This is a genomic window from Pseudoalteromonas rubra (genome assembly GCF_005886805.2).
Lineage (GTDB): Bacteria > Pseudomonadota > Gammaproteobacteria > Enterobacterales > Alteromonadaceae > Pseudoalteromonas > Pseudoalteromonas rubra_D.
Window position 1 is genome coordinate 3,869,472 of sequence record NZ_CP045429.1, and the last position, 26,532, is coordinate 3,896,003.

At 48.4% G+C, this 26,532-nt stretch carries 20 protein-coding genes, 1 tRNA gene and 3 rRNA genes; 11 read left to right on the forward strand and 13 right to left on the reverse strand.

Annotated features, from left to right (window positions below):
- Positions 1 to 26: 26 nt before the first annotated feature.
- Entirely contained in the window at positions 27 to 674 is a 648-nt protein-coding gene (locus CWC22_RS16570; RefSeq protein ID WP_138538684.1) for a hypothetical protein, read from the reverse strand.
- 92 nt (positions 675 to 766) lie between these two features.
- Positions 767 to 1,249 (reverse strand): DUF2947 domain-containing protein, encoded by a 483-nt coding sequence (locus CWC22_RS16575; RefSeq protein WP_125560898.1) that lies wholly within the window; start codon positions 1,247 to 1,249, stop codon positions 767 to 769.
- A 54-nt stretch (positions 1,250 to 1,303) separates the two neighbouring features.
- Between CWC22_RS16575 and CWC22_RS16580 the strand changes: the two genes are divergently transcribed.
- From CWC22_RS16580 to CWC22_RS16590, 3 genes are all read left to right on the forward strand, one after another.
- On the forward strand, positions 1,304 to 1,528 hold the full coding sequence (locus CWC22_RS16580) for a DUF1653 domain-containing protein (RefSeq protein WP_138538683.1): 225 nt from the start codon (positions 1,304 to 1,306) through the stop codon (positions 1,526 to 1,528).
- 75 nt (positions 1,529 to 1,603) lie between these two features.
- Positions 1,604 to 2,437 carry an AAA family ATPase gene (locus tag CWC22_RS16585; RefSeq protein ID WP_138538682.1) on the forward strand — a complete coding sequence of 278 codons (834 nt, stop codon included), beginning with the start codon at positions 1,604 to 1,606 and terminating at the stop codon, positions 2,435 to 2,437.
- A 2-nt stretch (positions 2,438 to 2,439) separates the two neighbouring features.
- Positions 2,440 to 3,624 (forward strand): vWA domain-containing protein, encoded by a 1,185-nt coding sequence (locus CWC22_RS16590; RefSeq protein WP_138538681.1) that lies wholly within the window; start codon positions 2,440 to 2,442, stop codon positions 3,622 to 3,624.
- 823 nt (positions 3,625 to 4,447) lie between these two features.
- On the opposite strand, the gene rrf is transcribed toward CWC22_RS16590, so the two are convergent.
- From rrf to CWC22_RS16615, 5 genes are all read right to left on the reverse strand, one after another.
- A 5S ribosomal RNA gene (gene rrf / locus CWC22_RS16595) occupies positions 4,448 to 4,562 on the reverse strand.
- 116 nt (positions 4,563 to 4,678) lie between these two features.
- A 23S ribosomal RNA gene (locus tag CWC22_RS16600) occupies positions 4,679 to 7,558 on the reverse strand.
- Positions 7,559 to 7,829: 271 nt separating this feature from the next.
- A 16S ribosomal RNA gene (locus CWC22_RS16605) occupies positions 7,830 to 9,362 on the reverse strand.
- Together the 16S, 23S and 5S rRNA genes form the textbook arrangement of a ribosomal RNA operon.
- Positions 9,363 to 9,972: 610 nt before the next feature.
- The gene (locus tag CWC22_RS16610) at positions 9,973 to 10,902 is read right to left on the reverse strand and encodes a porin (RefSeq protein ID WP_138538494.1); all 930 of its coding nucleotides are present in this window, start codon (positions 10,900 to 10,902) and stop codon (positions 9,973 to 9,975) included.
- A gap of 142 nt (positions 10,903 to 11,044) precedes the next feature.
- Entirely contained in the window at positions 11,045 to 11,893 is an 849-nt protein-coding gene (locus tag CWC22_RS16615) for a LysR family transcriptional regulator (protein ID WP_125559165.1), read from the reverse strand.
- Between the two features lie 86 nt (positions 11,894 to 11,979).
- Between CWC22_RS16615 and CWC22_RS16620 the strand changes: the two genes are divergently transcribed.
- Entirely contained in the window at positions 11,980 to 12,357 is a 378-nt protein-coding gene (locus tag CWC22_RS16620; RefSeq protein ID WP_138538495.1) for a DUF413 domain-containing protein, read from the forward strand.
- 42 nt (positions 12,358 to 12,399) lie between these two features.
- Here CWC22_RS16620 and rarD read toward each other — a convergent pair whose 3' ends face one another.
- Positions 12,400 to 13,305 carry an EamA family transporter RarD gene (gene rarD / locus CWC22_RS16625; RefSeq protein ID WP_125559161.1) on the reverse strand — a complete coding sequence of 302 codons (906 nt, stop codon included), beginning with the start codon at positions 13,303 to 13,305 and terminating at the stop codon, positions 12,400 to 12,402.
- A 149-nt stretch (positions 13,306 to 13,454) separates the two neighbouring features.
- Here rarD and recQ point away from each other — a divergent pair, with 149 nt between their 5' ends.
- The 5 genes from recQ (at position 13,455) to CWC22_RS16650 (ending at position 19,481) form a co-directional block, all read left to right on the forward strand.
- The gene (gene recQ, locus CWC22_RS16630) at positions 13,455 to 15,269 is read left to right on the forward strand and encodes a DNA helicase RecQ (protein WP_138538496.1); all 1,815 of its coding nucleotides are present in this window, start codon (positions 13,455 to 13,457) and stop codon (positions 15,267 to 15,269) included.
- Between the two features lie 24 nt (positions 15,270 to 15,293).
- Positions 15,294 to 15,596, forward strand: coding sequence for a DUF3630 family protein (locus tag CWC22_RS16635; RefSeq protein WP_125559157.1), 303 nt, complete (start codon positions 15,294 to 15,296; stop codon positions 15,594 to 15,596).
- A 74-nt stretch (positions 15,597 to 15,670) separates the two neighbouring features.
- On the forward strand, positions 15,671 to 17,440 hold the full coding sequence (locus CWC22_RS16640) for a hypothetical protein (RefSeq protein WP_230090585.1): 1,770 nt from the start codon (positions 15,671 to 15,673) through the stop codon (positions 17,438 to 17,440).
- Between the two features lie 57 nt (positions 17,441 to 17,497).
- Positions 17,498 to 18,064 (forward strand): mechanosensitive ion channel domain-containing protein, encoded by a 567-nt coding sequence (locus CWC22_RS16645; RefSeq protein WP_125559155.1) that lies wholly within the window; start codon positions 17,498 to 17,500, stop codon positions 18,062 to 18,064.
- A 79-nt stretch (positions 18,065 to 18,143) separates the two neighbouring features.
- Positions 18,144 to 19,481, forward strand: coding sequence for a tetratricopeptide repeat protein (locus tag CWC22_RS16650; RefSeq protein WP_138538497.1), 1,338 nt, complete (start codon positions 18,144 to 18,146; stop codon positions 19,479 to 19,481).
- Here CWC22_RS16650 and CWC22_RS16655 read toward each other — a convergent pair.
- Positions 19,478 to 20,077, reverse strand: a complete 600-nt coding sequence (locus CWC22_RS16655) for a DUF6151 family protein (RefSeq protein ID WP_138538498.1) — start codon at positions 20,075 to 20,077, stop codon at positions 19,478 to 19,480. The genes CWC22_RS16650 and CWC22_RS16655 overlap by 4 nt on opposite strands.
- A 148-nt stretch (positions 20,078 to 20,225) precedes the next feature.
- Between CWC22_RS16655 and yeiP the strand changes: the two genes are divergently transcribed.
- Both yeiP and CWC22_RS16665 read left to right on the forward strand, forming a co-directional pair.
- Positions 20,226 to 20,798 carry an elongation factor P-like protein YeiP gene (gene yeiP, locus CWC22_RS16660; protein WP_125559149.1) on the forward strand — a complete coding sequence of 191 codons (573 nt, stop codon included), beginning with the start codon at positions 20,226 to 20,228 and terminating at the stop codon, positions 20,796 to 20,798.
- 189 nt (positions 20,799 to 20,987) lie between these two features.
- Entirely contained in the window at positions 20,988 to 23,651 is a 2,664-nt protein-coding gene (locus tag CWC22_RS16665) for an ATP-binding protein (RefSeq protein ID WP_138538499.1), read from the forward strand.
- A gap of 39 nt (positions 23,652 to 23,690) precedes the next feature.
- On the opposite strand, the gene rimI is transcribed toward CWC22_RS16665, so the two are convergent.
- The 4 genes from rimI to guaA form a co-directional block, all read right to left on the reverse strand.
- A complete protein-coding gene (gene rimI / locus CWC22_RS16670; protein WP_171045075.1) occupies positions 23,691 to 24,164 on the reverse strand; it encodes a ribosomal protein S18-alanine N-acetyltransferase in 474 nt (157 codons plus the stop codon).
- Positions 24,161 to 24,472 carry a hypothetical protein gene (locus tag CWC22_RS16675; protein WP_138538500.1) on the reverse strand — a complete coding sequence of 104 codons (312 nt, stop codon included), beginning with the start codon at positions 24,470 to 24,472 and terminating at the stop codon, positions 24,161 to 24,163. Before CWC22_RS16675 ends, rimI begins: the two co-directional genes overlap by 4 nt.
- Before the next feature lie 107 nt (positions 24,473 to 24,579).
- Positions 24,580 to 24,656, reverse strand: a tRNA-Trp gene (locus CWC22_RS16680).
- 148 nt (positions 24,657 to 24,804) lie between these two features.
- Positions 24,805 to 26,379 (reverse strand): glutamine-hydrolyzing GMP synthase, encoded by a 1,575-nt coding sequence (guaA, locus tag CWC22_RS16685; RefSeq protein ID WP_010383432.1) that lies wholly within the window; start codon positions 26,377 to 26,379, stop codon positions 24,805 to 24,807.
- Between the last annotated feature and the right edge of the window lie 153 nt (positions 26,380 to 26,532).

A 26,532-nucleotide genomic window follows, 5' to 3' on the forward strand; every position in this document is an offset into this window, starting at 1 on the left:
TCATGCATTGCACCTGGCAATGTGCACTACTTGCGTTGTTGTTTTTTTCTCACGTTTGCCCAGTTTACACTGCTGGCCAGTAACATTTCGCGTAAGCCCAGCGTTCTGGGTGGCAGTATTTTATGATATTGCCAGCGGTGACCACAACAGGCGGCAGTCATTAACGCTTTATTGGGTTTGAGTAAAAATCGGGTTGTTGGCAAATTTGCTTGCTCATTGTTGCTGAGTGCTTTACCCGAACAGTCAAACCAGCCAAACTGGTTGCAATGCCATCGCCCGTCGCGTTTTTGATCCAGTGTATCTAAATACAGACTGGTAATGCCAAGGTCCACAACCAGCACAGGTACAACCAATCCAATGGTGGCCTGTGCAGTAAAATAAGCTTGTGCTTCTTCTGCTTGCCACTCTGGGCATTTGCGTTGTTTAGCCAACCAGCAGCCGTTATGACTATCAAGCTCAAGCGGCACCTCGCCGAGCACAATGTGTGTTGCAGCACGCTCTACGTAATAAGGCAAGCTGTTCAAACGCCTTTGTAGCCGGTCAATGTCAGGCTCTGCCGACAGGCTGGGGATTTCACGCGCATAAAAGACATTGGCCAGCTCAGCATACGCCAACCGGGTTGCCTCGTCCTGCCATATTGTGCTTTGTTGCTTCGTGTGATCTTGACTGTTCAAAATGCCTCCTTTACACAGAGGTTATATCACGACCACACGGTTAAATATAGCGCACTCGTATGAAAGCAACCGACAACAGGCAATCAGCACAATTAAGGGTTTTTAGGCCGCTTACCGAGCCTGGCTTCCCCTGACTCACTGAACATCACCGCGGTATCACGCTTTTTGCCAATTAATAAACTGCCATCAGCCAAAAACATAAAATTCTGCCAGGTACGTTTAAACACATCAAACTGGGTTTCAATGATCAGCTCACGCGACATACAAAAGTACACTGTGGTGTTGTCTTCCCAGTTAAGGAAATCACAAATGGTGTCAGGCAGGGTGGCTTCACCGGCTTCCCACGGTCCTTCCCAGTCCAAACTTTCGTGCCAGTTTTCTTCTTTACCTGGCCAGTCATGAGGCGTAAAAAAGTCAGGGTGATCCTGCTCACGACTCACCATAGTGGTCCACAACACAGCCGCACGTTGCTCAGTCATCGGCTTGATCCGTGCCAGATCGGCCTCATCAATGGGCAAGTCCTGATGACGAAACACCCAGGCTTTCTTGAACGCATCGAGCGCAATATAATTCATGTCTGATACCTATTTATTAAAACCCAGACATTATACCTAATTGGAGCAACAACCGTGAACAAAGAACTCAAACCCGGCATTTACCAGCATTACAAAGGGCCAAAATATCAAGTGCTGTTTGTCGCCACCCATAGCGAAACTGAAGAAGCTATGGTGGTCTACCAGACACTGTATGGCGACTATGATCATTGGGTGCGACCACTTAGTATGTTCAGCGAAACCGTCGAGATCGAGGGCGAACAAATCCCACGCTTTAACTACCTGGGGCCGGCACAGTGAGGTGTATTTGCGCTGCCCATCTTGGCTGTGGCACACTGAGCTTCTATTACTCATCAGACCAGAGTTAACACGTTTATGTTTAAAGGTACCGAATCTTATATTGCCAGCACGGCGTTACAACAAGCGGTAAACGCGGCAGTGATCCTGGAAAAGCCACTGCTGATCAAAGGGGAGCCCGGCACAGGAAAAACCCTGCTGGCTGAGGAGCTGGCCAAAAGTATGGATACGGAGCTCATTCAGTGGCACATCAAATCGACTACTAAGGCGCAACAAGGCCTGTATGAATACGATGCGGTATCGCGCCTGCGCGACAGTCAGCTGGGCGACGCACGCGTGCACGATATTGGCAACTACATCATTAAGGGCAAACTGTGGCAGGCCTTTACTCAGGCAAAGCGCCCGGTGCTGCTGATCGATGAAATCGATAAAGCCGATATTGAGTTCCCCAACGATCTCCTGCTTGAGTTAGATCGCATGGAGTTTCACGTGTACGAAACCGGTGAGCAGATCAAAGCTCAGGTTCGTCCTATAGTGATCATCACGTCTAACAACGAAAAAGAACTGCCCGATGCATTTTTACGTCGTTGCTTCTTCCACTATATAGACTTCCCTGATAAAAATGAGATGCAGGCGATCATTGATGTACACTTCCCTGCTATTAAGCCGCGCTTAGTAAAACAAGCGCTGGAAGTGTTTTTTGAATTACGCAGTGTCGCTGGATTGAAAAAGAAACCCAGTACCAGTGAACTGCTCGACTGGCTCAAGCTATTATTGGCAGAAGACATAGATCCTGAGACACTTCAGGATCGCAGCCACAAAGGCGGATTGATGCCCATGTTTGGCGCATTGCTAAAAAATGAGCAAGACGTCACTTTGCTTGAGAAACTGGCTTTTTTAGGTAAACGCTGATCATGTTGATCGACTTCTTATTCACGCTCAGACGCTATGGTGTGAAAGCCAGCCTTCGGGAGCTACTGGACTGCATCAATGCACTGGATAAGGGCGTGTGTTTCGCCGACCTCGACGGGTTTTATCATCTGGCCAAAACCATATTTGTCAAAGATGAAACTCAGTTCGATAAGTTTGACCGCGCCTTTGCCGATTATTTTGAGGGCGTCGAATCATTGGATCTGTTCAGCCAGTTACAGCAAAGCGCCCTGCCACAAGACTGGCTGCGCAAAGAGTTTGAAAAGCACCTGAGTGAAGAAGAAAAAGCCAAGCTTAAGGCGCTCGGTGGACTCGACAAGCTGCTGGATACCCTGAAAAAAAGGCTCGCCGAGCAGCAAAAGCGTCATGCCGGTGGCAACAAATGGGTAGGTACTGGCGGTACTTCCCCCTTTGGAGCATACGGTTATAACCCGGAAGGTGTCCGGATTGGGCAGGACGGCAGTCGTCACCGCCGTGCCGTTAAGGTGTGGGATAAACGTCAGTATCGTAACTTAGATGCAGACAGTGACATCAGTAATCGTACTATCAAGCTGGCACTCAAACAATTACGCAAATTTGCCCGCAGTGGCGCCAGCGATCAACTTGATCTGAATGAAACTATCCGTGCTACAGCCAAACAAGGCGGTATGCTGGATGTGAAAATGGCGCCTGAGCGGCACAATGCCGTTAACGTCATCATGCTGTTTGATATCGGCGGATCTATGGATGATCATATTCAGATCTGTGAACAGCTGTTCAGCGCCGCACACAGCGAGTTTAAACACCTTGAGTTTTTCTACTTCCATAACTGTGTATACGAACATGTCTGGCAGGACAACGACCGGCTGGATAGTACTTTGCTCGATACCCATCAGCTTATCAACCGCTTTGGCCGGGATTATCGGCTGATCTTCGTTGGTGATGCTACTATGGGTCCCTATGAGATCACCTACCCCGGCGGCAGTGTCGAACACTGGAACCAGGAAGCCGGCTCAGTGTGGTTACAAAGGCTCACTCAGCATTTCGATAAAGTCGCCTGGCTTAACCCACAACCAAAGACTCATTGGCCTTACTACCATTCAATTGGCCTTATCGATGAACTGATGGCTGGCCGTATGTTTCCATTGACCTTAGATGGACTCAGTGAAGCAATTAAAGAGCTAAGCTAATAACAAAACAAAAAAGCCCACCTCTTTCGAGTTGGGCTTTTCTTGTTTGGAGTCTGATAATGCTTGTCAGGTCTCATGCTAACGGTGTGGCCTGTTGGCAGTTCCCGCATCAAGTGCGGGATGACCGTGGTGTGGACTTTGTGATCGGGCAGTTATACAACTTTTTAAATCGCACATAGCAAAAACCCGCTACATTGCTGCAACGGGTTTGACGTACATGGAAGTACGAATGTCGATGAGATTCATGGAAGAATGTCTTTCATCGACCTTTTATTAGGCCCTGGCGATGTCCTACTTTCACATGGGTGAATTGTGACCGAAGCACCGCTTCGCAGCGCAATGAACGCGAGGCATGGACGCCGAGCTGGGAGCCCTCCACAAGGAAGTGTGTCCAAAGGTTGTTCAGTACAAGTTTTACGATCCAACCCAGCTTTATGGGTGAATAGGCGATACTATTCTATCTACAGCTTCTTTAAACTACTCCAGACGCAAAAAAGCCCGACTCTTTTGAATCGGGCTTTGATGTACAAGGAGGTACGAATGTCGATGATATTCATGGATGAATGTCTTTCGTCGACCTCTAATTTGGAGCTTGGCAATGTCCTACTTTCACATGGGTGAATTGTGACCGAAGCACCGCTTCGCAGCGCAATGAACGCGAGGCATGGACGCCGAGCCGGGAGCCCTCCACAGGGAAGTGTCCCCAAAGACTGCTAGATACCAGCTTCATGGATGAATAGGCGATGCTACTCAATTTACAGCTTTTTAAATCGCACAAAGCAAAAAACCCGCTGCATTGCTGCAACGGGTTTCTTTTATTAGGCCCTGGCGATGTCCTACTTTCACATGGGAAACCCCACACTATCATCGGCGCTATTTCGTTTCACTACTGAGTTCGGCATGGGGTCAGGTGGTTCCAAAATGCTATGTTCACCAGGAAATTCTGTGTGCAAGATGTTTATCAACATCTCACTAAAATCTGGAAAAGCGTATTAAATTCTTATCGTCTACTTTATTTCTTAACTTCTAACAAACAAAACCACTTTGGCGTTGTATGGTTAAGCCTCACGGGTAATTAGTACGAGTTAGCTCAATGGCTCACACCACTTCCACATCTCGCCTATCAACGTTGTAGTCTTCAACGGCCCTTCAGTTGACTTAAAGTCAAAGTGAGAACTCATCTCGAGGCTCGCTTCCCGCTTAGATGCTTTCAGCGGTTATCGATTCCGAACGTAGCTACCGGGCAATGCCATTGGCATGACAACCCGAACACCAGCGGTTCGTCCACTCCGGTCCTCTCGTACTAGGAGCAGCCCCTCTCAATTCTCAAACGCCCACGGCAGATAGGGACCGAACTGTCTCACGACGTTCTAAACCCAGCTCGCGTACCACTTTAAATGGCGAACAGCCATACCCTTGGGACCGACTTCAGCCCCAGGATGTGATGAGCCGACATCGAGGTGCCAAACACCGCCGTCGATATGAACTCTTGGGCGGTATCAGCCTGTTATCCCCGGAGTACCTTTTATCCGTTGAGCGATGGCCCTTCCATTCAGAACCACCGGATCACTATGACCTACTTTCGTACCTGCTCGACGTGTCTGTCTCGCAGTTAAGCTGGCTTCTACCATTACACTAACCGTACGATGTCCGACCGTACTTAGCCAACCTTCGTGCTCCTCCGTTACTCTTTGGGAGGAGACCGCCCCAGTCAAACTACCCACCAGGCACTGTCCTCAACCCCGATTAGGGGCCTAAGTTAGAACATCAACACTACAAGGGTGGTATTTCAAGGACGGCTCCACGCAATCTAGCGACTGCGCTTCAAAGCCTCCCACCTATCCTACACATGTAGGGTCAATGTTCAGTGCCAAGCTGTAGTAAAGGTTCACGGGGTCTTTCCGTCTAGCCGCGGGTACACAGCATCTTCACTGCGATTTCAATTTCACTGAGTCTCGGGTGGAGACAGCGTGGCCATGGTTACACCATTCGTGCAGGTCGGAACTTACCCGACAAGGAATTTCGCTACCTTAGGACCGTTATAGTTACGGCCGCCGTTTACCGGGGCTTCGATCAAGAGCTTCGCCTAAGCTAACCCCATCAATTAACCTTCCGGCACCGGGCAGGTGTCACACCGTATACGTCATCTTACGATTTTGCACAGTGCTGTGTTTTTAATAAACAGTCCCAGCCACCTGGTCACTGCGGCTCTCGCCTGCTTACGACGCGAAGTCTTCACAAGTAAGAGCGTACCTTCTCCCGAAGTTACGGTACAATTTTGCCTAGTTCCTTCACCCGAGTTCTCTCAAGCGCCTTAGTATTCTCTACCTGACCACCTGTGTCGGTTTAGGGTACGATTCGATATAAACTGAAGCTTAGAGGCTTTTCCTGGAAGTAGGGCATCAACAACTTCACCACCGTAGTGGCTCGTCTCGACTCTCAGCCTTAGCGACCCGGATTTTCCTAAGTCACCAGCCTACAGCCTTTCACATGGACAACCAACGCCATGCTTGCCTAGCCTGCTCCGTCCCCCCATCGCATTTATACCAAGTACGGGAATATTAACCCGTTTCCCATCGACTACGCTCTTCAGCCTCGCCTTAGGGGTCGACTCACCCTACCCTGATTAACATGGGATAGGAACCCTTGGTCTTCCGGCGTGCGGGTTTTTCACCCGCATTATCGTTACTCATGTCAGCATTCGCACTTCTGATACGTCCAGCAAACCTTACAGTTCACCTTCAGCCGCTTACAGAACGCTCCCCTACCCCGCATACAAAGTATGCAGCCGTAGCTTCGGTGGTATGTTTAGCCCCGTTACATCTTCCGCGCAGGCCGACTCGACTAGTGAGCTATTACGCTTTCTTTAAAGGATGGCTGCTTCTAAGCCAACCTCCTAGCTGTTTTAGCCTTCCCACATCGTTTCCCACTTAACATACACTTTGGGACCTTAGCTGACGGTCTGGGTTGTTTCCCTCTCCACGATGGACGTTAGCACCCACCGTGTGTCTCCCGGATAGTACTTTACGGTATTCGGAGTTTGCAAAGGGTTGGTAAGTCGGGATGACCCCCTAGCCTTAACAGTGCTCTACCCCCGTAAGTATTCGTCCGAGGCTCTACCTAAATAGATTTCGGGGAGAACCAGCTATCTCCCGGTTTGATTAGCCTTTCACTCCTAGCCACAGGTCATCCCCTAACTTTTCAACGTTAGTGGGTTCGGTCCTCCAGTCAGTGTTACCTGACCTTCAACCTGCCCATGGCTAGATCACCGGGTTTCGGGTCTATACCCTGCAACTTAAGCGCCCAGTTAAGACTCGCTTTCGCTACGGCTCCCCTAAATGGTTAACCTTGCTACAGAATATAAGTCGCTGACCCATTATACAAAAGGTACGCAGTCACCCTCGAGGGGCTCCTACTGCTTGTACGTACACGGTTTCAGGTTCTATTTCACTCCCCTCACAGGGGTTCTTTTCGCCTTTCCCTCACGGTACTGGTTCACTATCGGTCAGTTGGGAGTATTTAGCCTTGGAGGATGGTCCCCCCATATTCAGTCAAAGTTTCACGTGCTCCGACCTACTCGATTTCACTTTAAATAAGTTGTCGTGTACGGGACTGTCACCCTGTATCGTCATACTTTCCAGAATGTTCCACTAACTACATTAAAGCTTAAGGGCTAATCCGATTTCGCTCGCCGCTACTTTCGGAATCTCGGTTGATTTCTTTTCCTACGGGTACTTAGATGTTTCAGTTCTCCGCGTTCGCTTCATACAGCTATGTATTCACTGCATGATGACCCAAAGGGCCGGGTTTCCCCATTCGGAAATCCTAGTCTCAAGTGCCTCTTACTGGCTCAACTAGGCTTATCGCAAGTTAGTACGTCCTTCATCGCCTCCAACTGCCAAGGCATCCACCGTGTACGCTTAGTCACTTAACCATACAACCCAAAATAGTTTTGAATTGTACTGCTAAAGACAGTTTTAACTTCGCCAGAAGTTAAGTAATACTAAAGTAGACGCTAATTAATCAACTAAATGATTAATCGGCATTTTTCTTTCGAAAACTCTATAGAACAACAATTTTCATTGTCATTCCGAGAATTTAATATCAGCTTTCCAAATTTTTAAAGAGCAATATCACTCAGTAAGTTACCTTACCAAGCAACAATCATCTGTGTGGACACTTCGAACAAATTAGTTCTAAGTCGATAAGGAGGTGATCCAGCCCCAGGTTCCCCTAGGGCTACCTTGTTACGACTTCACCCCAGTCATGAATCACTCCGTGGTGAACGCCCTCCCGAAGGTTAAGCTATCCACTTCTGGAGCAACCCACTCCCATGGTGTGACGGGCGGTGTGTACAAGGCCCGGGAACGTATTCACCGCGGCATTCTGATCCGCGATTACTAGCGATTCCGACTTCATGGAGTCGAGTTGCAGACTCCAATCCGGACTACGACATACTTTAAGTGATTCGCTTACTATCGCTAGTTCGCAGCACTCTGTATATGCCATTGTAGCACGTGTGTAGCCCTACACGTAAGGGCCATGATGACTTGACGTCGTCCCCACCTTCCTCCGGTTTATCACCGGCAGTCTCCTTAGAGTTCCCGACCGAATCGCTGGCAACTAAGGATAAGGGTTGCGCTCGTTGCGGGACTTAACCCAACATCTCACAACACGAGCTGACGACAGCCATGCAGCACCTGTATCAGAGTTCCCGAAGGCACCAAACCATCTCTGGTAAGTTCTCTGTATGTCAAGTGTAGGTAAGGTTCTTCGCGTTGCATCGAATTAAACCACATGCTCCACCGCTTGTGCGGGCCCCCGTCAATTCATTTGAGTTTTAACCTTGCGGCCGTACTCCCCAGGCGGTCTACTTAATGCGTTAGCTTTGGAAAAGTTGTCCGAAGACCCCAGCTCCTAGTAGACATCGTTTACGGCGTGGACTACCAGGGTATCTAATCCTGTTTGCTCCCCACGCTTTCGTACATGAGCGTCAGTGTTGACCCAGGTGGCTGCCTTCGCCATCGGTATTCCTTCAGATCTCTACGCATTTCACCGCTACACCTGAAATTCTACCACCCTCTATCACACTCTAGTTTGCCAGTTCGAAATGCAGTTCCCAGGTTAAGCCCGGGGCTTTCACATCTCGCTTAACAAACCGCCTGCGTACGCTTTACGCCCAGTAATTCCGATTAACGCTCGCACCCTCCGTATTACCGCGGCTGCTGGCACGGAGTTAGCCGGTGCTTCTTCTGTCAGTAACGTCACAGCTAGCAGGTATTAACTACTAACCTTTCCTCCTGACTGAAAGTGCTTTACAACCCGAAGGCCTTCTTCACACACGCGGCATGGCTGCATCAGGCTTGCGCCCATTGTGCAATATTCCCCACTGCTGCCTCCCGTAGGAGTCTGGACCGTGTCTCAGTTCCAGTGTGGCTGATCATCCTCTCAAACCAGCTAGGGATCGTCGCCTTGGTGAGCCGTTACCTCACCAACTAGCTAATCCCACTTGGGCCAATCTAAAGGCGAGAGCCGAAGCCCCCTTTGGTCCGTAGACATTATGCGGTATTAGCCATCGTTTCCAATGGTTGTCCCCCACCTCAAGGCATGTTCCCAAGCATTACTCACCCGTCCGCCGCTCGTCATCTTCTAGCAAGCTAGAAATGTTACCGCTCGACTTGCATGTGTTAGGCCTGCCGCCAGCGTTCAATCTGAGCCATGATCAAACTCTTCAATTAAAAGTTTTTTGAATCCGAAGATTCATGCTCAATGAATTCTGATTTTGATTTCCCACCTATAAAAGATGAGATATCGAATTGACTGTGCTGAATAAACTATGTTTATTCCGTTGGTCACTCAGTTCAGTTGAGACTCTAAATCTTTGTGCGTCATTCAGTAAACTGAAATTCGCTGTTAGAACTCAATCTGTACGAGTGCCCACACAGATGATTGCTTCATATTTTTAAAGAACAGTGCGATAACTTGTTACCGCTGCGCTGTTAGCGCTGAGGGTTGTGCATTCTAATCACTTCCCATTTTATGTCAACACTTAATTTTGAAAAGTTTCAGAATCAAGTTTTATTTGACTCCCAACTCGTTGGCTCGTTGCTTTTCAGCGTTGTGTCCCGTGTCGGTGGATGCGCATTATAGGGAAATCGAAACCCAGCGCAACCCCTTTTTTGAAGAAAAGTGAGAAAAACAGTGCGTTCGGACATTAATTGCACTAAACGCGCATTTTTTGACATTAAACACACAAAATCAGCTCACTTTCAGGTACACATTACGCAAAAAGGCCAGTCAGAGTATTCTGACTGGCCTTTTTTGTATGTTCTATTAGATGCGATATGCTTAGAACTTATATTCGATACCGGCACCCAGGTAATCTTCTTCTACACCATTGTCTTCGTCAACACTTGAGTAGAATGCGTAAAGTTTTGCTGCTTTGCTTAGCTTGTGGTCAATACCAACAGAGATACCATCTACTTTATCGCCTTTATCAAAGTCGATAACCTGATATTGTAGCTTTAGGGTATTCGCACCGAAACCATATGCCGCGTTTACCATGTAACCGTCAGCTTCATCAGACCCATCAACTTTCTCTTGCATCTGATACATTGCGCCCAGTTTGAAGTCTGCTACTTTACCTTGTACTGAAAAACGTACTGCGTCGTAGCCTTTTACTTCACTATCTGTTGCAACTGCAGCGTAGAAGTTAGTCTTTTTCAGTTTAGCATCACCATAAGTCAGGGCTGCTGAGAAACCGTTTTCACCCTCAGTGCTATCTTCTGCAATAAAGGTACCTAGCACTTTGAAGCCATTGAAGCTGGCCGACTTATAAGAAATAGAGTCGCCCAGACGGTTTTCACCTTTAAACAGATTCTTAATATCTGCCTCAAGGTCGTTGAACAGGTCCAGCTTGCCTTGTGACTGTTTGAATGCCGTGTCATTGCGACCAATAACAACTTCACCGAAACCGCCTTTCAGGCCCACATACTGGTTACGCGCTGTAATGTTGTCATCATCGCCTTTAGAGTCCGCATCAGATACATCAACCTGAAACTCCAATTTGTAGATAACTTCCAGACCAGAGTCCAGCTTTTCTGACCCCTTGAAACCAAAGCGTGATGCATTGCTCTTCACTTCTGTGAATGAACCTTCACCTTCATCTGAACTTTGCACAGACAAATTCGCTTTACCATATACATCAACATCAGCGTAAGCGCTCGCAGACAAAGCACCGAAAACAGAAACAAATAATGCTGATTTGGATAATTTCATGTGTATTTCCTCAAGTATCGCAACACGTAATTTTTTAGACAGGCGCAGTCTGCCAGCGATACGTGACAGAAATATTACACTTAAAATAAAAGTGACATTTAACTGTCAGTCAATCATCATAAATAATTCAACAATCTGTAACCTAATCAGGTAAAGACGCCAAAAGACTGGCAATTGTCTCAATTTGTTCTATCTGTTCATTATCCTTGTGATAAGCAACATAGATTTCCCGTGCATTTTGCTCCACTGATTCTATATGAAATAGCTGCTTCTTCTCTATCGGCTCAACGGCCAGTGCACGGGGTATAAATGCTGAGCCACCACACTGCATGATCAAATCCAGTGCGATACGACCCGTACTGGTTCTGAAATAAGGCGGTGTACTGCCGTTAAACTGTTTCGCATGCCACAATGAAAAAGCCGTTCCCCAGTCTACGTAAACATATTGCTTATCAAAAAAGTCTTCACTGGTGGTTTGCACCATTGTACTGACCGGGATGATAGCCAGATGCTTAATTTGCTTAACGACCAGTTCATCCACTTTAGGTGGGTCAAATAGCACCGCAATATCGAGCGTTCGCTCCAATAATAAACGAGTACTCTCCTGCTGCGCTTTGACCTCAGCCACCAGCGATACTCCAGGCATCGCCGCCACAATGTGGTTAATCCCAAACTGTAAAAAGGCGTCCCAAATATTTGGCGTGCCGGCCAGTGACACTTGTTTATGCATATTATTGGCAAGTGCGACATCAACCTTGGCACGCTGCATCCCGGTGAGGATCATATTGGCATGAGGTAACAAACGTTCGCCCGGCGCAGTCAGTTGAATATTATTACGCTGACGTATGAACAAATTAACGCCAAGGCTTTGTTCTAACTGACGGATCCGAAAGCTGACAGCAGATTGAGTAATATATAAATTTTCCGCTGCGCGACCAAAATGACGCGTCTTAACAACTTCGACAAATGTTTTTAATAGATCTAGGTCCACATACCCCCCTTACGATAAAAAAAACTCGTTTAAATATTTGTTCTCTATGGTCCATACTCCTGCCAAACAATGCTGAGGATTTCACCATGAATCAAAATTTAGCGACCTTGAAAGAAGCTTTTGTTACATCTAAACATTTCTATGATGATCTTAACTTTCCTCGAGGGTTTTCTCGCAGCGGACACTTCACTTTGCAGGAGTCTGATGTACTGGAAAACCATGGTGCACTACTAAAGAGCTTATACACCAAAGCTAGCCAGCCACAAAATGAATTTCAACGACAATTTGTCGACGTCATGGAGGGACGACAAACACCAGGCAATGTGATGGAAAAAACCTGGACGAAATACCTGAAACTCACAACCTGCAAAACCAAGTTTCATACTTTGTTTGGCCGCTCTAAGGTAGAGACAAATAAAGAAGAAGTCGAAGTTGTTGCCGTGGAGGCAGACGACGAAATGTAATACATTACAGGGGGACTGACAGGTTCAGTCCCCCCAACATAATTACGCAGCCGCGAGACGGCGCTGCGCTTTACCCGAACGGTAAGAATCAAAACTGAACAGTGCCAGGGCAGACCAGATAAAGGCGAACGTTAACACCCGCTCAGCACTAAATACCTCACCATAGAACACCACAGCCAGAACGAACATCAAACTTGGTCCAATATATTGAAAGAAACCCAAAGTCGAATAGGGAATACGTTTTGCGGCAGCGGTGAAACACAGTAAAGGTAATGTCGTTACAACCCCTGCGCTAATCAATAACACATTAGTGACCCAGTCATTCACCATCATATTGCTGGTTTCACTGGGTGTTAACCACCACCAGTAACCCAGTGCAATGGGCAGCAGAATAACGGCTTCAATCAACAGGCCAGGCAAAGACTCTACCGCCATGGTCTTACGCAATAACCCATAAATCGCAAATGACCCGGCTAAAGAGAAGGCAATCACCGGAAATGAGCCAAAGCTGACCAATTGCAGCACCACCCCGACAACGGCCAGCGCAACCGCAAACTGCTGGCGAGGCCGCAAGCGCTCTTGTAAAAACAACATACCCAACAACACATTGAGTAAAGGGTTAATATAGTAGCCCAAACTTGCATCCAACATATGCCCATTATTCACTGACCAGATGAATAAGCCCCAGTTAAATCCCAGCAATAAGGCCGTAACCGTCAACATGAGCATGAGTTTTGGCTGACGCAGCACGGCAACTACTTTGTCCCAGTTGAGTTTTATGGCTATGATCAAGGCAATAAAGAGTACCGACCAGACCACACGATGGATAAGAATTTCAAGCGCATCCACTTGATCCAGCGATTTAAAATAGATGGGCGCCAATCCCCACATCAAAAATGCTAAAACGGCAAAGATATACCCCTGCTTCGTTTCACTACTCGTTCCCATTCATTTCTCCCAAGCACAACATAATTGGTCTTCTGATTGTTCCCACAGATGCCAAGCGCGCAGTATACCGTAATCTGTACCTGCCCGTATGATTTTCCTGTGATCAAAAACAAAAGACTTCTGCTGCAAAACCCACTAAAATGCGCTCGATGGAAAATCTTGCAACTCACTCAATCGACACACCGCACGGCGTACTGAAAGAAGTTTTTGGCTACAGTGACTTTCGTGACGGGCAACTCGACGTCATTCAGGCCTGCCTGGACGGGCGCGACAGCTTAGTACTGCTACCAACCGGTGGCGGCAAATCTTTATGCTATCAGGTACCCGCGTTACTTTTGCCAGGCACCTGCGTCGTGGTCTCTCCGCTGATCTCTTTGATGCAAGACCAGGTTGCACAGTTACAAGCTCTGGGTATCTCAGCAGAGTTTATCAATAACAGCCTCGACCGGGCTCAGCAGCAAGCCATCTACCAGCGCCTGCATCAGGGTGAAATAAAACTCTTGTATGTGGCACCGGAAAAAATACTGCAAAGCGAATTTATTGAGCGCCTGAGTCACCTCCAACTAGGCCTATTCGCCATCGATGAAGCGCACTGCGTATCACACTGGGGGCATGATTTCAGACCGCACTACTGTCGACTGCATGAATTAAAGCATCGCTTTGCCTCAATCCCTATGATGGCGCTTACCGCGACAGCCGATTTGGCAACCCGCAGTGACATTGTCACCCAACTCGGTTTACAGGCGCCTTTTATTCATACGGGCAGCTTCGACAGACCGAATATTCGTTACACCATCGAAGAGAAGTTCAAACCATTATCTCAGTTGATGCGCTATCTGCGCACGCAAAAAGGGCAAAGCGGCATTGTTTATTGCTCCAGCCGTAAACGTGTTGATGACATCGCCGAAAAACTGGTTGAAGCCGGCTTTAATGCAGCTGCTTACCATGCGGGGATGAGCAATGAGCAACGCCAGTTTGTACAAAATGCCTTTGCTCGTGATGACATTCAGATTGTGGTTGCAACGGTGGCTTTCGGCATGGGGATCAATAAGTCGAACGTGCGGTATGTACTGCACTATGACATTCCCAAGAGTATCGAAGCGTATTACCAGGAAACAGGCCGTGCCGGCCGCGATGGCCTGGCAGCAGAAGCCATCATGTACTTCGACCCCGCAGACATTGGTCGGGTCAAACGGTTTTTTGAAGACATTGAGGATGAGCACAGGCGCAGAGTCGAAGAGCAACGATTTAGCTCAATGGCCAGTTTTGCCTCGGCACAAACCTGCCGACGCCAGATCCTGCTCAATTATTTCAGCGAATATCAACGCGAACCATGCGGCAACTGTGACATCTGCCTGAACCCACCAAAACGATTTGACGGCACTTTGGTTGCCCAACAAGCCTTGTCCTGTATCTATCGGGCAGAGCAGCGCTTTGGGCTTGGCTATATTGTGGACGTGTTACGCGGCGCCAATACCGCACGGATCCGGGACAACCAACACCACACCCTGAGCACCTATGGCATTGGCAAAGAGCACAGCAACGAGTACTGGCTGAGTATTCTGCGACAACTCATACATCATGGCCTGGTTGCCCAAGACATTACCCAGGGTGCCGCATTGCGCCTGACCGAAGGGGCTCGCTCAGTACTGCGAGGAGAATATGCCCTACAACTGGCCCAGCCACGGCTTGAAGCGAAGCATGTTTATCAGGATAAACTGGCGCAGTTCAATTATGATAAAAAGCTCTTTGCTAAATTGCGTAGCCTGCGCAAAGAGCTCGCCGATCAGGATGACGTACCACCTTATGTGGTATTCAGTGATAAAACCCTGGCGGAAATGGCACAACTAACGCCGACCAATGATAGCGAATTCTTGAAAGTCTCTGGGGTTGGCTTCACCAAGCTCAGCAAATACGGCGCACCTTTTATGCAGCTGATCCGCAATTACCTCGACACAGATTAACCTAACCGTTTAAGTGGAGTCACAGTGACAACGCGTATCGATCATTTACCAGATCAAAACCACATTCTTGTCATCCCCAGCTCGCTGCCTGATGCAGATGAGTTTGAGCTTTGGGGACACATTTTCTTGCACCTGGATGGCCTTGCCTTGCTGGAATTTCATCAGGGTGCTGACCGCCACCAGTGGCGCTTCAATTATGCAGGGCACCCATACAACCTCAATTTTGAGCACTATAGTGAGAGTATCTGGATCGCGCCGGAAGGCCTTGGTGCCACTGAACATTTGCCGAACCTGGTAACATTATTACGGTTAAATTTACAACAATAATATAGACTTAGTTGAGCAGCTATGGCTAACATAGGCCATAATTAAAAGTACGTTAATTAACGACAGGCTGTTCTATGGGTTGGGTTGTTCGCACGTCAATACTAGCAGTACTCACATCAGTGGTAACCACGTCAGTGCAAGTTGCTGCCAGTACGTCATCAAGTGCTTCTGCGCATTGCAGTAACAACCGCCCCACTACGCCTGAGGATGATAACCTCCACCGCCAGTTAGATAGCACCGACACCTTACCAGCTTTACTCAATGCCTCTGTGGTTAGCATTGAGCTCAGACAACTGAATGTCTTTGATACCTCTTTGCCGGAGGAAGATAACGCCGTGTTTCGTTTTGCAAATCGGGCGCACGTCAAAACGAAACCTGAGGTGATCCGCAATTTATTGCTGTTTAGCCAAGGGGGTAAATATGACCCCAAACTGCTTCGGGAGTCAGAACGACTTTTACGCCAGCAGCCCTATATCTATGATGCCAGGATCTTTGCCGAACAAACCTGTGAGGGTGAAGTGGCTGTTACAGTCATTACACGTGACCTCTGGACCTTGCTACCCGATATCAGTTTCAGCCGCAGCGGCGGCGATAATTCAAGTCGTCTCGGCTTTCGTGAGTCCAACTTGCTGGGCTACGGTAAACGCCTGTCACTGACACATATTTCCGACCCGGATCGCAGTGGCTATTTATTTGTTTACGATGATCCCCAAATTTTGTCGAGCCGTTACCGGGGACGCCTTGAATACGCGGACAACGATGATGGAAAAGTGCATTATGTCGGCGTTGAATACCCATTTTTTTCAATCTCCACGCCTTATAGTTACGGTATCAGTAACTTAAGTAACCGTCGGGTTGAGTCATTCTACAATCTGGGTGAAGAAATCTCGGAGTATCAACAGCTCAGTGAGATATCCAACTTCTACATTGGCCGCGCCTTTGCACTCGACAACGACTGGACGCGTCGGCTGTTACTTGGATATCAGGATGAAAAGCAAGAATTTGCTCGCCTACGCGGTACCACTTTACCCATTGCTGAAAACCGGACACTACGCTACCCCTATATTCAGGCACAGTGGTTCGAAGATGCCTATATTAAAGTCCGTAACTTTGACTCAATCTATCGCACTGAGGATTTAAATTTAGGCTGGAATATTAATGCCCAGCTTGGCTATTCAGACAGTGGGCTCAGTGATGATGACAGCCGTTGGGTGATGGCCTTCAATGCCAATAAAGCTCATTTCACCTCTGCAGATAGCTTGCTCCGCTTCGCCTTAAATTTACATGGTTACTGGAACAAACGTCAGGATCAGGCTGAAAACCTGCTGATCAGCTCACGAGTGCAGTATTACCTTAACACTAGCATACGTCAGTCCTGGTATGCCCAGCTTGAAATTCAGTATGGTAAACACCTCAGTGCCGATAAGCAGATCACGCTTGGCGGAGAAACTGGTTTGCGGGGGTATCCCAGCAATTACCTGCAAGGTAATCGGCGCATCCTGCTTAACCTTGAGAAGCGTTATTACTGGGAATATGATTTGCTGCACCTGTTTAAAGTAGGTGGTGCTGCCTACTTTGATATTGGCCGCGTTGATGGCCGCCCGATACCTCCGCCATTGCCAGGCAGCCTCGACGAGCCGAACACGTTAACGGACCTACAACAACACGCGTTAACACATCAAATTCAGGGCCAGTTTCTAAAAAACATCGGTGTTGGACTGCGGCTTGCTCCCAGTCGGGCCAACTCGGGACTGGTGCTGCATCTGGACGTCGCGGCGCCCCTTGATGGCCCGGACAACATCGACTCAGTACAGTGGCTATTTACCGTTAAAAACCGCTTTTAAACAGCTGAATTTCCCTGATATCATCGCGCTTTATTGATAAATAAATAGGTCTGCCACGTGCCTGAAGCAATTACGTCATTCCTGCTCACTGAGTACAAACTGATTGTCACACTGCTGTTCGTTTTCCTGTTTCCTTTGTTGCTCAAACTGGCTATCAAAATACTCCATCGTATCACCCGGGGTAAAATCGACCTGCACAGACAACAAAGAGCTGAGTTACTGCTCAAAGGGCTGGTTGGAACGGTGTTGTTATGCCTGTTGCTGGTGTTCTGGGGGATCGAGTTGCGTGGTTTATTAGTGCTGGGCTCCTCCTTATTTGCCATGCTCGGTGTTGCCTTGTTTGCCGCCTGGTCTTTGCTCAGCAACCTGACTGCTTTTTTAATCATGTTTGTGCAAAATGACTTTCGCCTTGGCAACTGGGTCAGGGTTATAGATGGTGCCAACGCCATCGAAGGCTGTATTGTCGAAATGGGGCTGATGAATGTGGTGTTACGCCATGTCGATGGGCATAAAGTGGTCTACCCCAACAACCTGTTCGTTACTCGTCCGGTCTGGGTATTAACCGAAGCACCGGCCAAACCGAAAAACATCACTGAGCGAAGGGTACTAGGCCCTAAAAAATAACCAAACCTGTCGAGTGTCATACAAAAGTGACATGACACATGATATACGAAGATATCTTAAAGTGAACAAGGAAGGACCGATGAAAACACCCAAATTGTGTGCCGTTATGATTGCGGGCGTGCTGCTACTGTCAGGCTGTAAAAGCCTGGTTGAAAAAGGAGACAAATTGTATGAGGCCGGCATGTATGATCAATCTGCCGAGTTCTACGAACAAGCCCTCGCCGAGGATCCTCAGGATGTAGAGGCACGTCAGCGGCTTACTCTGGCGCGCAATAAAATCATCGACCGTGGACTCATTGACGTGCGCATGTTACGCCTGTCTGGCAATCATACCGGCGCGGCACTCAAGCTAGAAGCCTTACTACGTAACCAGGTAAGCTGGCACATAGAGCCTATCGGGCCCATGGCAGAAACCCAAAATGAAGAGCTGCGATATGCCACCAGCTGGCTCAAGCAAGAGGCTTTGTCACTGTCCCGCTCAGCCTTCCCGGATCCATTTCGATACTTCGAAATGCGTTATGCCTTTTTAATTGCCAATGCCAGACTGGGCAACGCCTTTGCTCAGTATCAGGAGCAATTAAAGATCAATGCCAAGCGTCAGTGTGAAAAACTCAGTACATCGCAGAGCAAAGATCGTCTGTTCTTACAGCGCTTTTATCGCAAATATTGTCAAGCCTGGAGTATCGCCAGCCGCCCCACACAACGAGTGACTGCCCGGGCTTTATATTCCGAGATCCGCATCGTGCCAAAACTCACTGTGCAACTGCACGACACGAGCACACAAAAACAACGCCTTCAGACTGTCTTATCTCAGCTAAATGACGCTTTTAGGGACAGTCTATGGTACCACCCGCAAGGTGAGGGGACCTTCACGCTTAACGTCCATGCCACTTTCAAACACAGCCGCAATACCAAGCTGGTGAACAGACAGAAGCACTACACGCTGGAACAAGCACAGCCCAACCCGAGTGAGCCAGGTTCTTTTATTGATGTTGAAGTAGCAAAAACCTACCAGTACCCTGTCACTGAATTCACGGAGCATTATAGTCTGGATATGATGTATCTGGGCCGTCTGGGTAGGCAACAGATTGAGCATAAAGTGGACGATAGCCAGGTGCATCACACACAAAGCCATTATGCGGACTTCCCCGATTTGGATCTGGAACCACAACAAGCGCAATTTCTGGATGTTAGCACGCATTTAACCAAACAGCTCACTGAGCTACACACTCAGTTTGTTGCAGACCTGGATCGCGTGTGGCTGCAAACCTACTGCGAAGATCAACTCGGTTCAGCCGATGGCGAATATGTACTGCGCTGTGCCAAACTGGCGCCACAACATGATTACGTCAATAACTGGTTTAATCAGCACTTTGGATTAAGTTACCAGGCGATGTCGAGTCTCTACTCGCTTTAGCCTTTATCTGCAGAACATGAATAAAGCTGCTGTGGCGGTGCCAGCGGTGCGCCATTGACAAAAAATACCGAAGGTGAGTTTTTGCCACACAGCTTCCAGGCCAGCAACTTAGTGATCAAACGCAGCACCATCACCTTTTGTGAGCGTGCGCCTTTGAGTTCATCTGGTAAACGGCCCAGCGCGCCACGGCAATAGACACTCCCCGAAGTCGGACCCACTAAAGTCTCGAGCGGCTCGCGCACAAAGCTATGTATGATCCCCACCATGGGCCAGAAGGGGCTAAAACAGTTGCCAACCGGGGTATGACAGCATTGGGTGTACCAACGATAGACGCCTCCCCTGGTCAGCTGTAGGCAGGCCAGCTGATCATGCCCTGTTAAAATACTGACGTGCGCCGGTGGCACCTGATAAATATCCGTTCCGCCAAAGTCGTTGAGAGAGTCGGTCTGTGCCAGGTGATGCAGATACGCGCGACAATCCTGACAATAGCAGGTCAGACGATTCCCTTGCCAGTGCGGGTGCGCAGCGATGCGCCCGGTAACCTGACCACACTGGCAACCCAGTTTAAACCCTTCAACCATCATACCTGCTCTCACCTTTCTCTCCTCATCTAGTTTCCCTGTTCAAGCCTGCTTCACCTGTCGGGCCTGTATTGTAGAATAAACCGATTGGGAACACAGCACTTGGCGAGATCCCGACTTCATGCTAACTTCTCGCTCAGTTTAGACTAACAGGAAGCCTTTTATGCCTAAAGCCAGTGAAATAAAGAAACACGCCGCGATTGATTATAATGGTCGCGTAATGATCGTCCGAGATATTGAGCGCTCTGTACCGCAAGGTCGTGCTGGCGGCAGTTTATACCGTATGCGTATGTACGATGTCGTCAATGGCGGTAAAGTCGATGAAACCTTTAAAGCCGAAGAAATGCTACAACTGGCCGATTTAACGCGTCGCCCGGCAATGCTTTCTTACATTGATGGTGACGAATATGTATTCATGGATGACGAGGACTATACTCCTTATCACATCCACAAAGACTCGATTGCTGAACAGGTCCTGTTCATCAATGAAGAAACCAAAGGCCTGCTGATCGTTGTTGTAGAAGGCACCCCGGTATCATTAGATCTGCCTTCAAGCGTTGAGCTGGTAATCGAAGAAACCGCCCCCTCTATCAAAGGCGCATCGGCCAGTGCCCGTACTAAGCCAGCCACATTAACAACAGGCTTAGTAGTTCAGGTACCTGAGCATATTTCCAGCGGTGATAAAATTAAAATCAACACTGCAGAATCAAAGTTTATGAGCCGCGCAGACAGTTAAGTCTGCGGTGCCCGCCATACCCAGGTGGGCACTCTATTAGCGTGTTCAAAGTTCAACCAATTTATGAGATACCATAGCCGTTTTGCGCAAAAATCGGTAATATAACCCACAATAACACTCTTAATCGGACACGTTTGTGGTCATACTGGGGTGCATCAGCACCAAGTTGATAGATGGAATTATACACGGATGAAAACAAGTAAGCTGAGTATCAGGCTATTATGGTATATCACTCCTTTGGTGATATTGCCGCTGCTACTGCTCGGCGGCTTTACGCTGACCAACGTCACCAGCTCTACCCAAAAGCAGGCAAAACTCATTGTCAGTCGCTTTGTTGAACAACAACAACAAAAAATGTTCAACTACATGGAAATCTATCAATCCACCACTAAATTGTTGTCGACCTCTCCGGTGCTCAGTGACTTTTTAAGCCTGCCAGAAAAAGAAGCTCAGGAAAAAACACAACGTCTGGGTGCACTCATGGATGTGTTCGCCAGTTACAGCGAAGCCTATCCCGATATCATTAGCATCAATCTGGTCAATGAGCACGGCCAGAGTCATGCCTTTTATGCCAGTAACCTGAACCGGGCACCTCAGTCCTATCCCTTTTTTGCCCAGGTCCGGCAAAGTAACTTACGTCAGCAACAGTTTATGCAAGCATCGCATAATGGCGGTACACAACTGTATTTTGTGCAGCAGATTTACGGGGTAGATTTCAATCTAAACCGGCCTCAACGCGAAGGCTACATTATTGTTCAGGTCGCGCCGTCAATCATCAGCAGTAGTATTCTGGAAGCCCCCTATGACAATACACTGAACCTGTTGGTGTCAGCTTCAGGCGAAGTCTTATTTAGCTCCGACAGTCATTTTAATCAAAGCTTTCTGAGCGCCGAGGAAATGGCACAGATCAATGGTCTGGCAGATAAAGGTAAACTGGACTCTCTGGTGCTACCATCCATTGATAACCTAAGACGCATGACCTATAGCGCGCAGCTCAGTGGCGGTTACTATTATATCTCAACCATTCCTAAAACAATTTTATATCAGTCAGGCAAAGCGATCAGCCTGACCACCGCCCTGATTGTTATCCTGTCGGTCATTACACTTCCCATTTTGATCTTTATTGTGGTGAGAAACTTGCTCCTGACTCCCATTGAGTTGCTCGGGGAAGCCAGCCATCGCGTCGGGGATGGCGATTTGTCGGTTGCGCTACCCGCTCATGACGATGACGAAGTTGGCATTTTGTTTGATGACTTTAACCATATGATCAAACAGATCCGGGATTTCCAGGGGGAGCTGGAAGACTACAAACTGCACCTGGAAGAAAAAGTAGAAAACCGTACCCGGGCACTGGAAGAAATGAACCGACAGTTAGAGGTCGCGATTGCCGAAGCCGAACAGGCCAGCCAGCTAAAAAGCCGTTTCCTGGCCAATATGAGTCACGAGATCCGCACACCGCTGACTGCCATTATGGGCTTTACCGAACAGATACTCCATTATCCAAATGCCACTAACTCAGCGCTACACCTGGATACCATTTTGCGCAATTCCAGGCACTTACTGGAATTAATCAATAACATTCTGGACTTATCTAAGATTGAGGCCGAGAAATTAGCTGTTGAACAAGACCCCATTGAATTGCTTCATTTACTGAAGGATGTGGAGTCTATTATTGCTCCTATGGCAGAGCAAAAGCAGCTGGAATTCACCGTACACTATGCCTTACCCCTGCCTCAGCAGCTCTTCAGTGATGAAACCCGCCTCAAACAGATCCTGCTTAACATCGCAACGAATGCGGTTAAGTTTACTGAAACAGGCAATATCCAGATCAGTGCCCGTTATCGTTCAGACACAGCCCGATTTGAATTTGAAGTCAAAGACAGTGGCATCGGGATGTCACAAGGCGAGATGTCCCGTGTATTTAAACCCTTTGAGCAAGCTGATTCCACCACCACCCGACGATTCGGTGGCACAGGCCTGGGGTTGTGTATCTCAAAAAATCTGGCGCAGCTGTTAGGCGGAGATGTCAGTGTAGAAAGTGCTCAGGGGGTCGGCAGTTGCTTTATTATTAGCGTTGCGGCCAATCACCCGACGCAAGATTTTGCCTGGATTGAGGAAGAAGACCAGCTGGCACACGATCATGTGGTATCAGCCCAGCAACTGGACCAGACTCAGCTGGAAGCCGAAATTCTGCTTGCCGAGGATAACCCGGATAACCAGGAGCTGCTTACCTTACTCCTCGGTGCCTGGGGGCTTAAACCAGATATTGCCAGCAATGGCGCACAAGCCGTGGAGATGGCACTGGTTAACGATTACGATTTGATCCTGATGGACATGCAAATGCCAGTCATGGGCGGTCTGGAAGCCACTGAAATGCTACGCCATGCCGCGTATGATGGCCCTATCATTGCACTGACAGCCAATGTTATGAAACATGACATTGATACCTACCTGGCAGCCGGGTGTGATGCAACACTCGCCAAACCCATTGACCGTGAAAAGCTCGGTGCTGTCCTGCTTAACTACTTACAGCTGGAAGAGGATAAAAACTCCCAGTGGAATTCACTTTTAAAAAGTGAAAAGTACTTACAGATCAGTCGCAACTACGTCGAAAAACTGCCCGACCAACTCATTCAACTGGAACAGCTATTTGGGGATCAGGAATGGGAATCACTCAGAGCCTTGGCGCACAGTCTCAAAGGTAGCGCCGGGTGCTTTGGCTTTACCAACATCCACAGTGCCGCCGGCGATTTGGAAACCAGCCTGCGCGAAGACAACCCAACCAAGTGGGAATATGCCATGCTGACGCTTACACAGGCTATCAGGTATACGTTGGAACAGGAACACGCCTGACTCTGACGAGTCAGTTTTGCACGCATAGGGTTAATAGACTCAGTGGCCCATGAGCTCAGGGTCAAACAGCACTTTCCCCATCAACAACGCATCCTCTTTGCCATCCGCGCTAGGATAGTAGTTTTTACGCACGCCCATCTCCGTAAATCCAGCCTTGTGATATAGGCCAATGGCTGCTTCATTGCCGACGCGCACTTCCAAAAAGATATTTTCGGCGCGGTCTTGCTCACAGCGTGCCATGAAATGCGCCAACAACTGACTGGCGAGGCCCTGCCCCTGACAAGCAGGCGTGATACAGATGTCCATCAAGGTGAAGTCCGGACCAGCCCGCTCACCCACATAAAAGCCAACCAGTTGCTCACCCTGATACAAGGCGGCATTGAAGTAACGACCGTTCAAACATGACTGCATGGTCTTGCTGGTCCAAGGGTGTGTATGACAGGCCCGCTCAATATCCATAATCTGTTGCAATGGCAGGGCAGCGAGATGATCAGGCCTGATAGAAATGGTCATGATTGCCCACTCCAGATCTGCTGCCACAATGCCCGCTTTTGCGTCGCACTCAGCTGCATCTCCGGTATAACCAAGTGAGCCTGCTGTGCGTGACACGTCCAGCTGATGGTATCGCCTGCAACGACAGTGAGTTCGCTGGCATTGGCCGCCGCACAGATATCCTGTTGCAACTGCGTACTTAGCGTCACGGCAACATCAGCTTGTTCCGCTGGCTGAGACACAGGCGCACCAGGCTGTGGGTTAGGATCAAAAGCAGATTTGAGTTTAAGTGGCATAACACCAAGTAACTGAGCCTGAGTTGCATGCATGCAAAAACACCGGAAAAATTAAATGCTGAGGATTCTAGAATATGCGTGCAACGACTGCAATCTGAATTGTGTTAAATAAGGGAATTACTAAGAAATAAAGAAGGAAGTGGCAGGGGCGGCAGGACTCGAACCCGCAACCATCGGTTTTGGAGACCGCTGTTCTACCAATTGGAACTACGCCCCTGCAATGTCGACGCATTATAATGAGCTAATTGAAAAGGTAAAGAAAAAAAATCAACTTTCTGATTGTTTGCTGTTTTTATCAGCAAAAAGGGCAGATGGTTACCCGATCCGCCCTTTTATTAACCTAATTCAGCTGATATAACTGATGCTTATTCCCACTCAATCGTCGCAGGTGGTTTACCTGAGATGTCATATACTACGCGAGAAATACCATCGATCTCGTTGATGATACGGTTTGACACCTGGCCCAGGAACTCATACGGCAGGTGTGACCAACGCGCCGTCATAAAGTCGATGGTTTCTACACAACGCAGTGAGACAACCCAGTCGTACTTACGCGCATCACCCATTACGCCCACTGAGCGCACCGGAAGGAACACAGTGAAAGCCTGAGATACTTTGTGGTACAGGTCAGCTTTATGCAACTCTTCAATGAAGATAGCATCAGCACGACGTAACAGGTCGCAGTACTCTTTCTTGATCTCACCCAGTACACGTACACCCAGACCTGGACCCGGGAACGGGTGGCGATATAGCATGTCATACGGCAAGCCTAGCTCCAGGCCAATCTTACGTACTTCATCTTTAAACAGCTCACGTAGCGGCTCCACCAGACCCAGCTCCATGTCTTCCGGCAAGCCACCTACATTGTGGTGAGACTTAATCACATGTGCTTTACCCGTGGCTGATGCCGCAGATTCGATCACGTCCGGGTAGATGGTGCCCTGTGCCAGCCATTTTGCGTTAACACGTTTGCCGGCTTCTTCGTCGAATACTTCAATGAAAGTATGGCCAATCGCCTTACGCTTGTCTTCCGGATCATCAATGCCTTTCAGTGCATCCAGGAAACGATCTTCAGCATCCACCTTAACGATGTTCAGACCAAATTTATCGCCGAACATGTCCATTACTTGCTGGCCTTCATTCAAACGTAGCAGGCCATTATCAACGAATACACATGTCAGCTTATCGCCAATCGCGCGGTTGATCAGCATGGCCACCACAGATGAATCAACACCCCCTGACAGACCCAGGATCACTTCATCGTCACCCACTTGCTCTTTAATACGAGCAACCGCATCTTCAATAATCTGGCTCGGCGTCCACAGCTTTTCACAGCCACAGATATCCGTCGCAAAACGCTCAAGCAGGCGCAGACCCTGTTGCGTGTGTGTTACTTCCGGGTGGAACTGCACACCGTAGAAACGCTTTTCTTCCCAAGACATAGCAGCGTGCGGGCATGTATCTGTTTTTGCAGAAGTAATGAACTGCTCAGGGATCTCGATGACCTTGTCACCATGGCTCATCCATACGTCCAGTTTACCAATACCGTCTTCGATGTGATCTTCAATCGCTTCGAACAAGGCACAGTTACCGACTTTTTCAACTTTCGCGTAACCAAACTCTTTCTTATCTGAGCTGTGTACCTTACCACCCAGCTGTGACGCCATGGTTTGCATGCCGTAACAGATCCCAAGCACAGGCACACCTGCGTTGAACACATATTCTGGAGCGCGTGGGCTGCCTTCTAAAGTCGTTGACTCCGGACCACCTGACAGAATAATCCCCTGCGGATTAAATTCGCGGATCTGCTCCTCGGTTACATCCCAGGCCCATAGCTCACAGTAAACGCCGATCTCACGGATGCGGCGGGCGATCAATTGAGTGTATTGAGAACCAAAATCTAAGATCAAAATACGGGAATCATGGATGTCTTTGCTCATTGATAATCTCGTTTGTTAGGAAGCGATAAAACTAGTAAAGCATAAGAAAAATACTTTACCTAAATGGCCGGGCAAGTTTGCCTGCCAGGCGCATTGTATTTGATTATTTGTATCCGCCAGATAAAGGTAGACACTAAAATTAAGAAGGGCCGG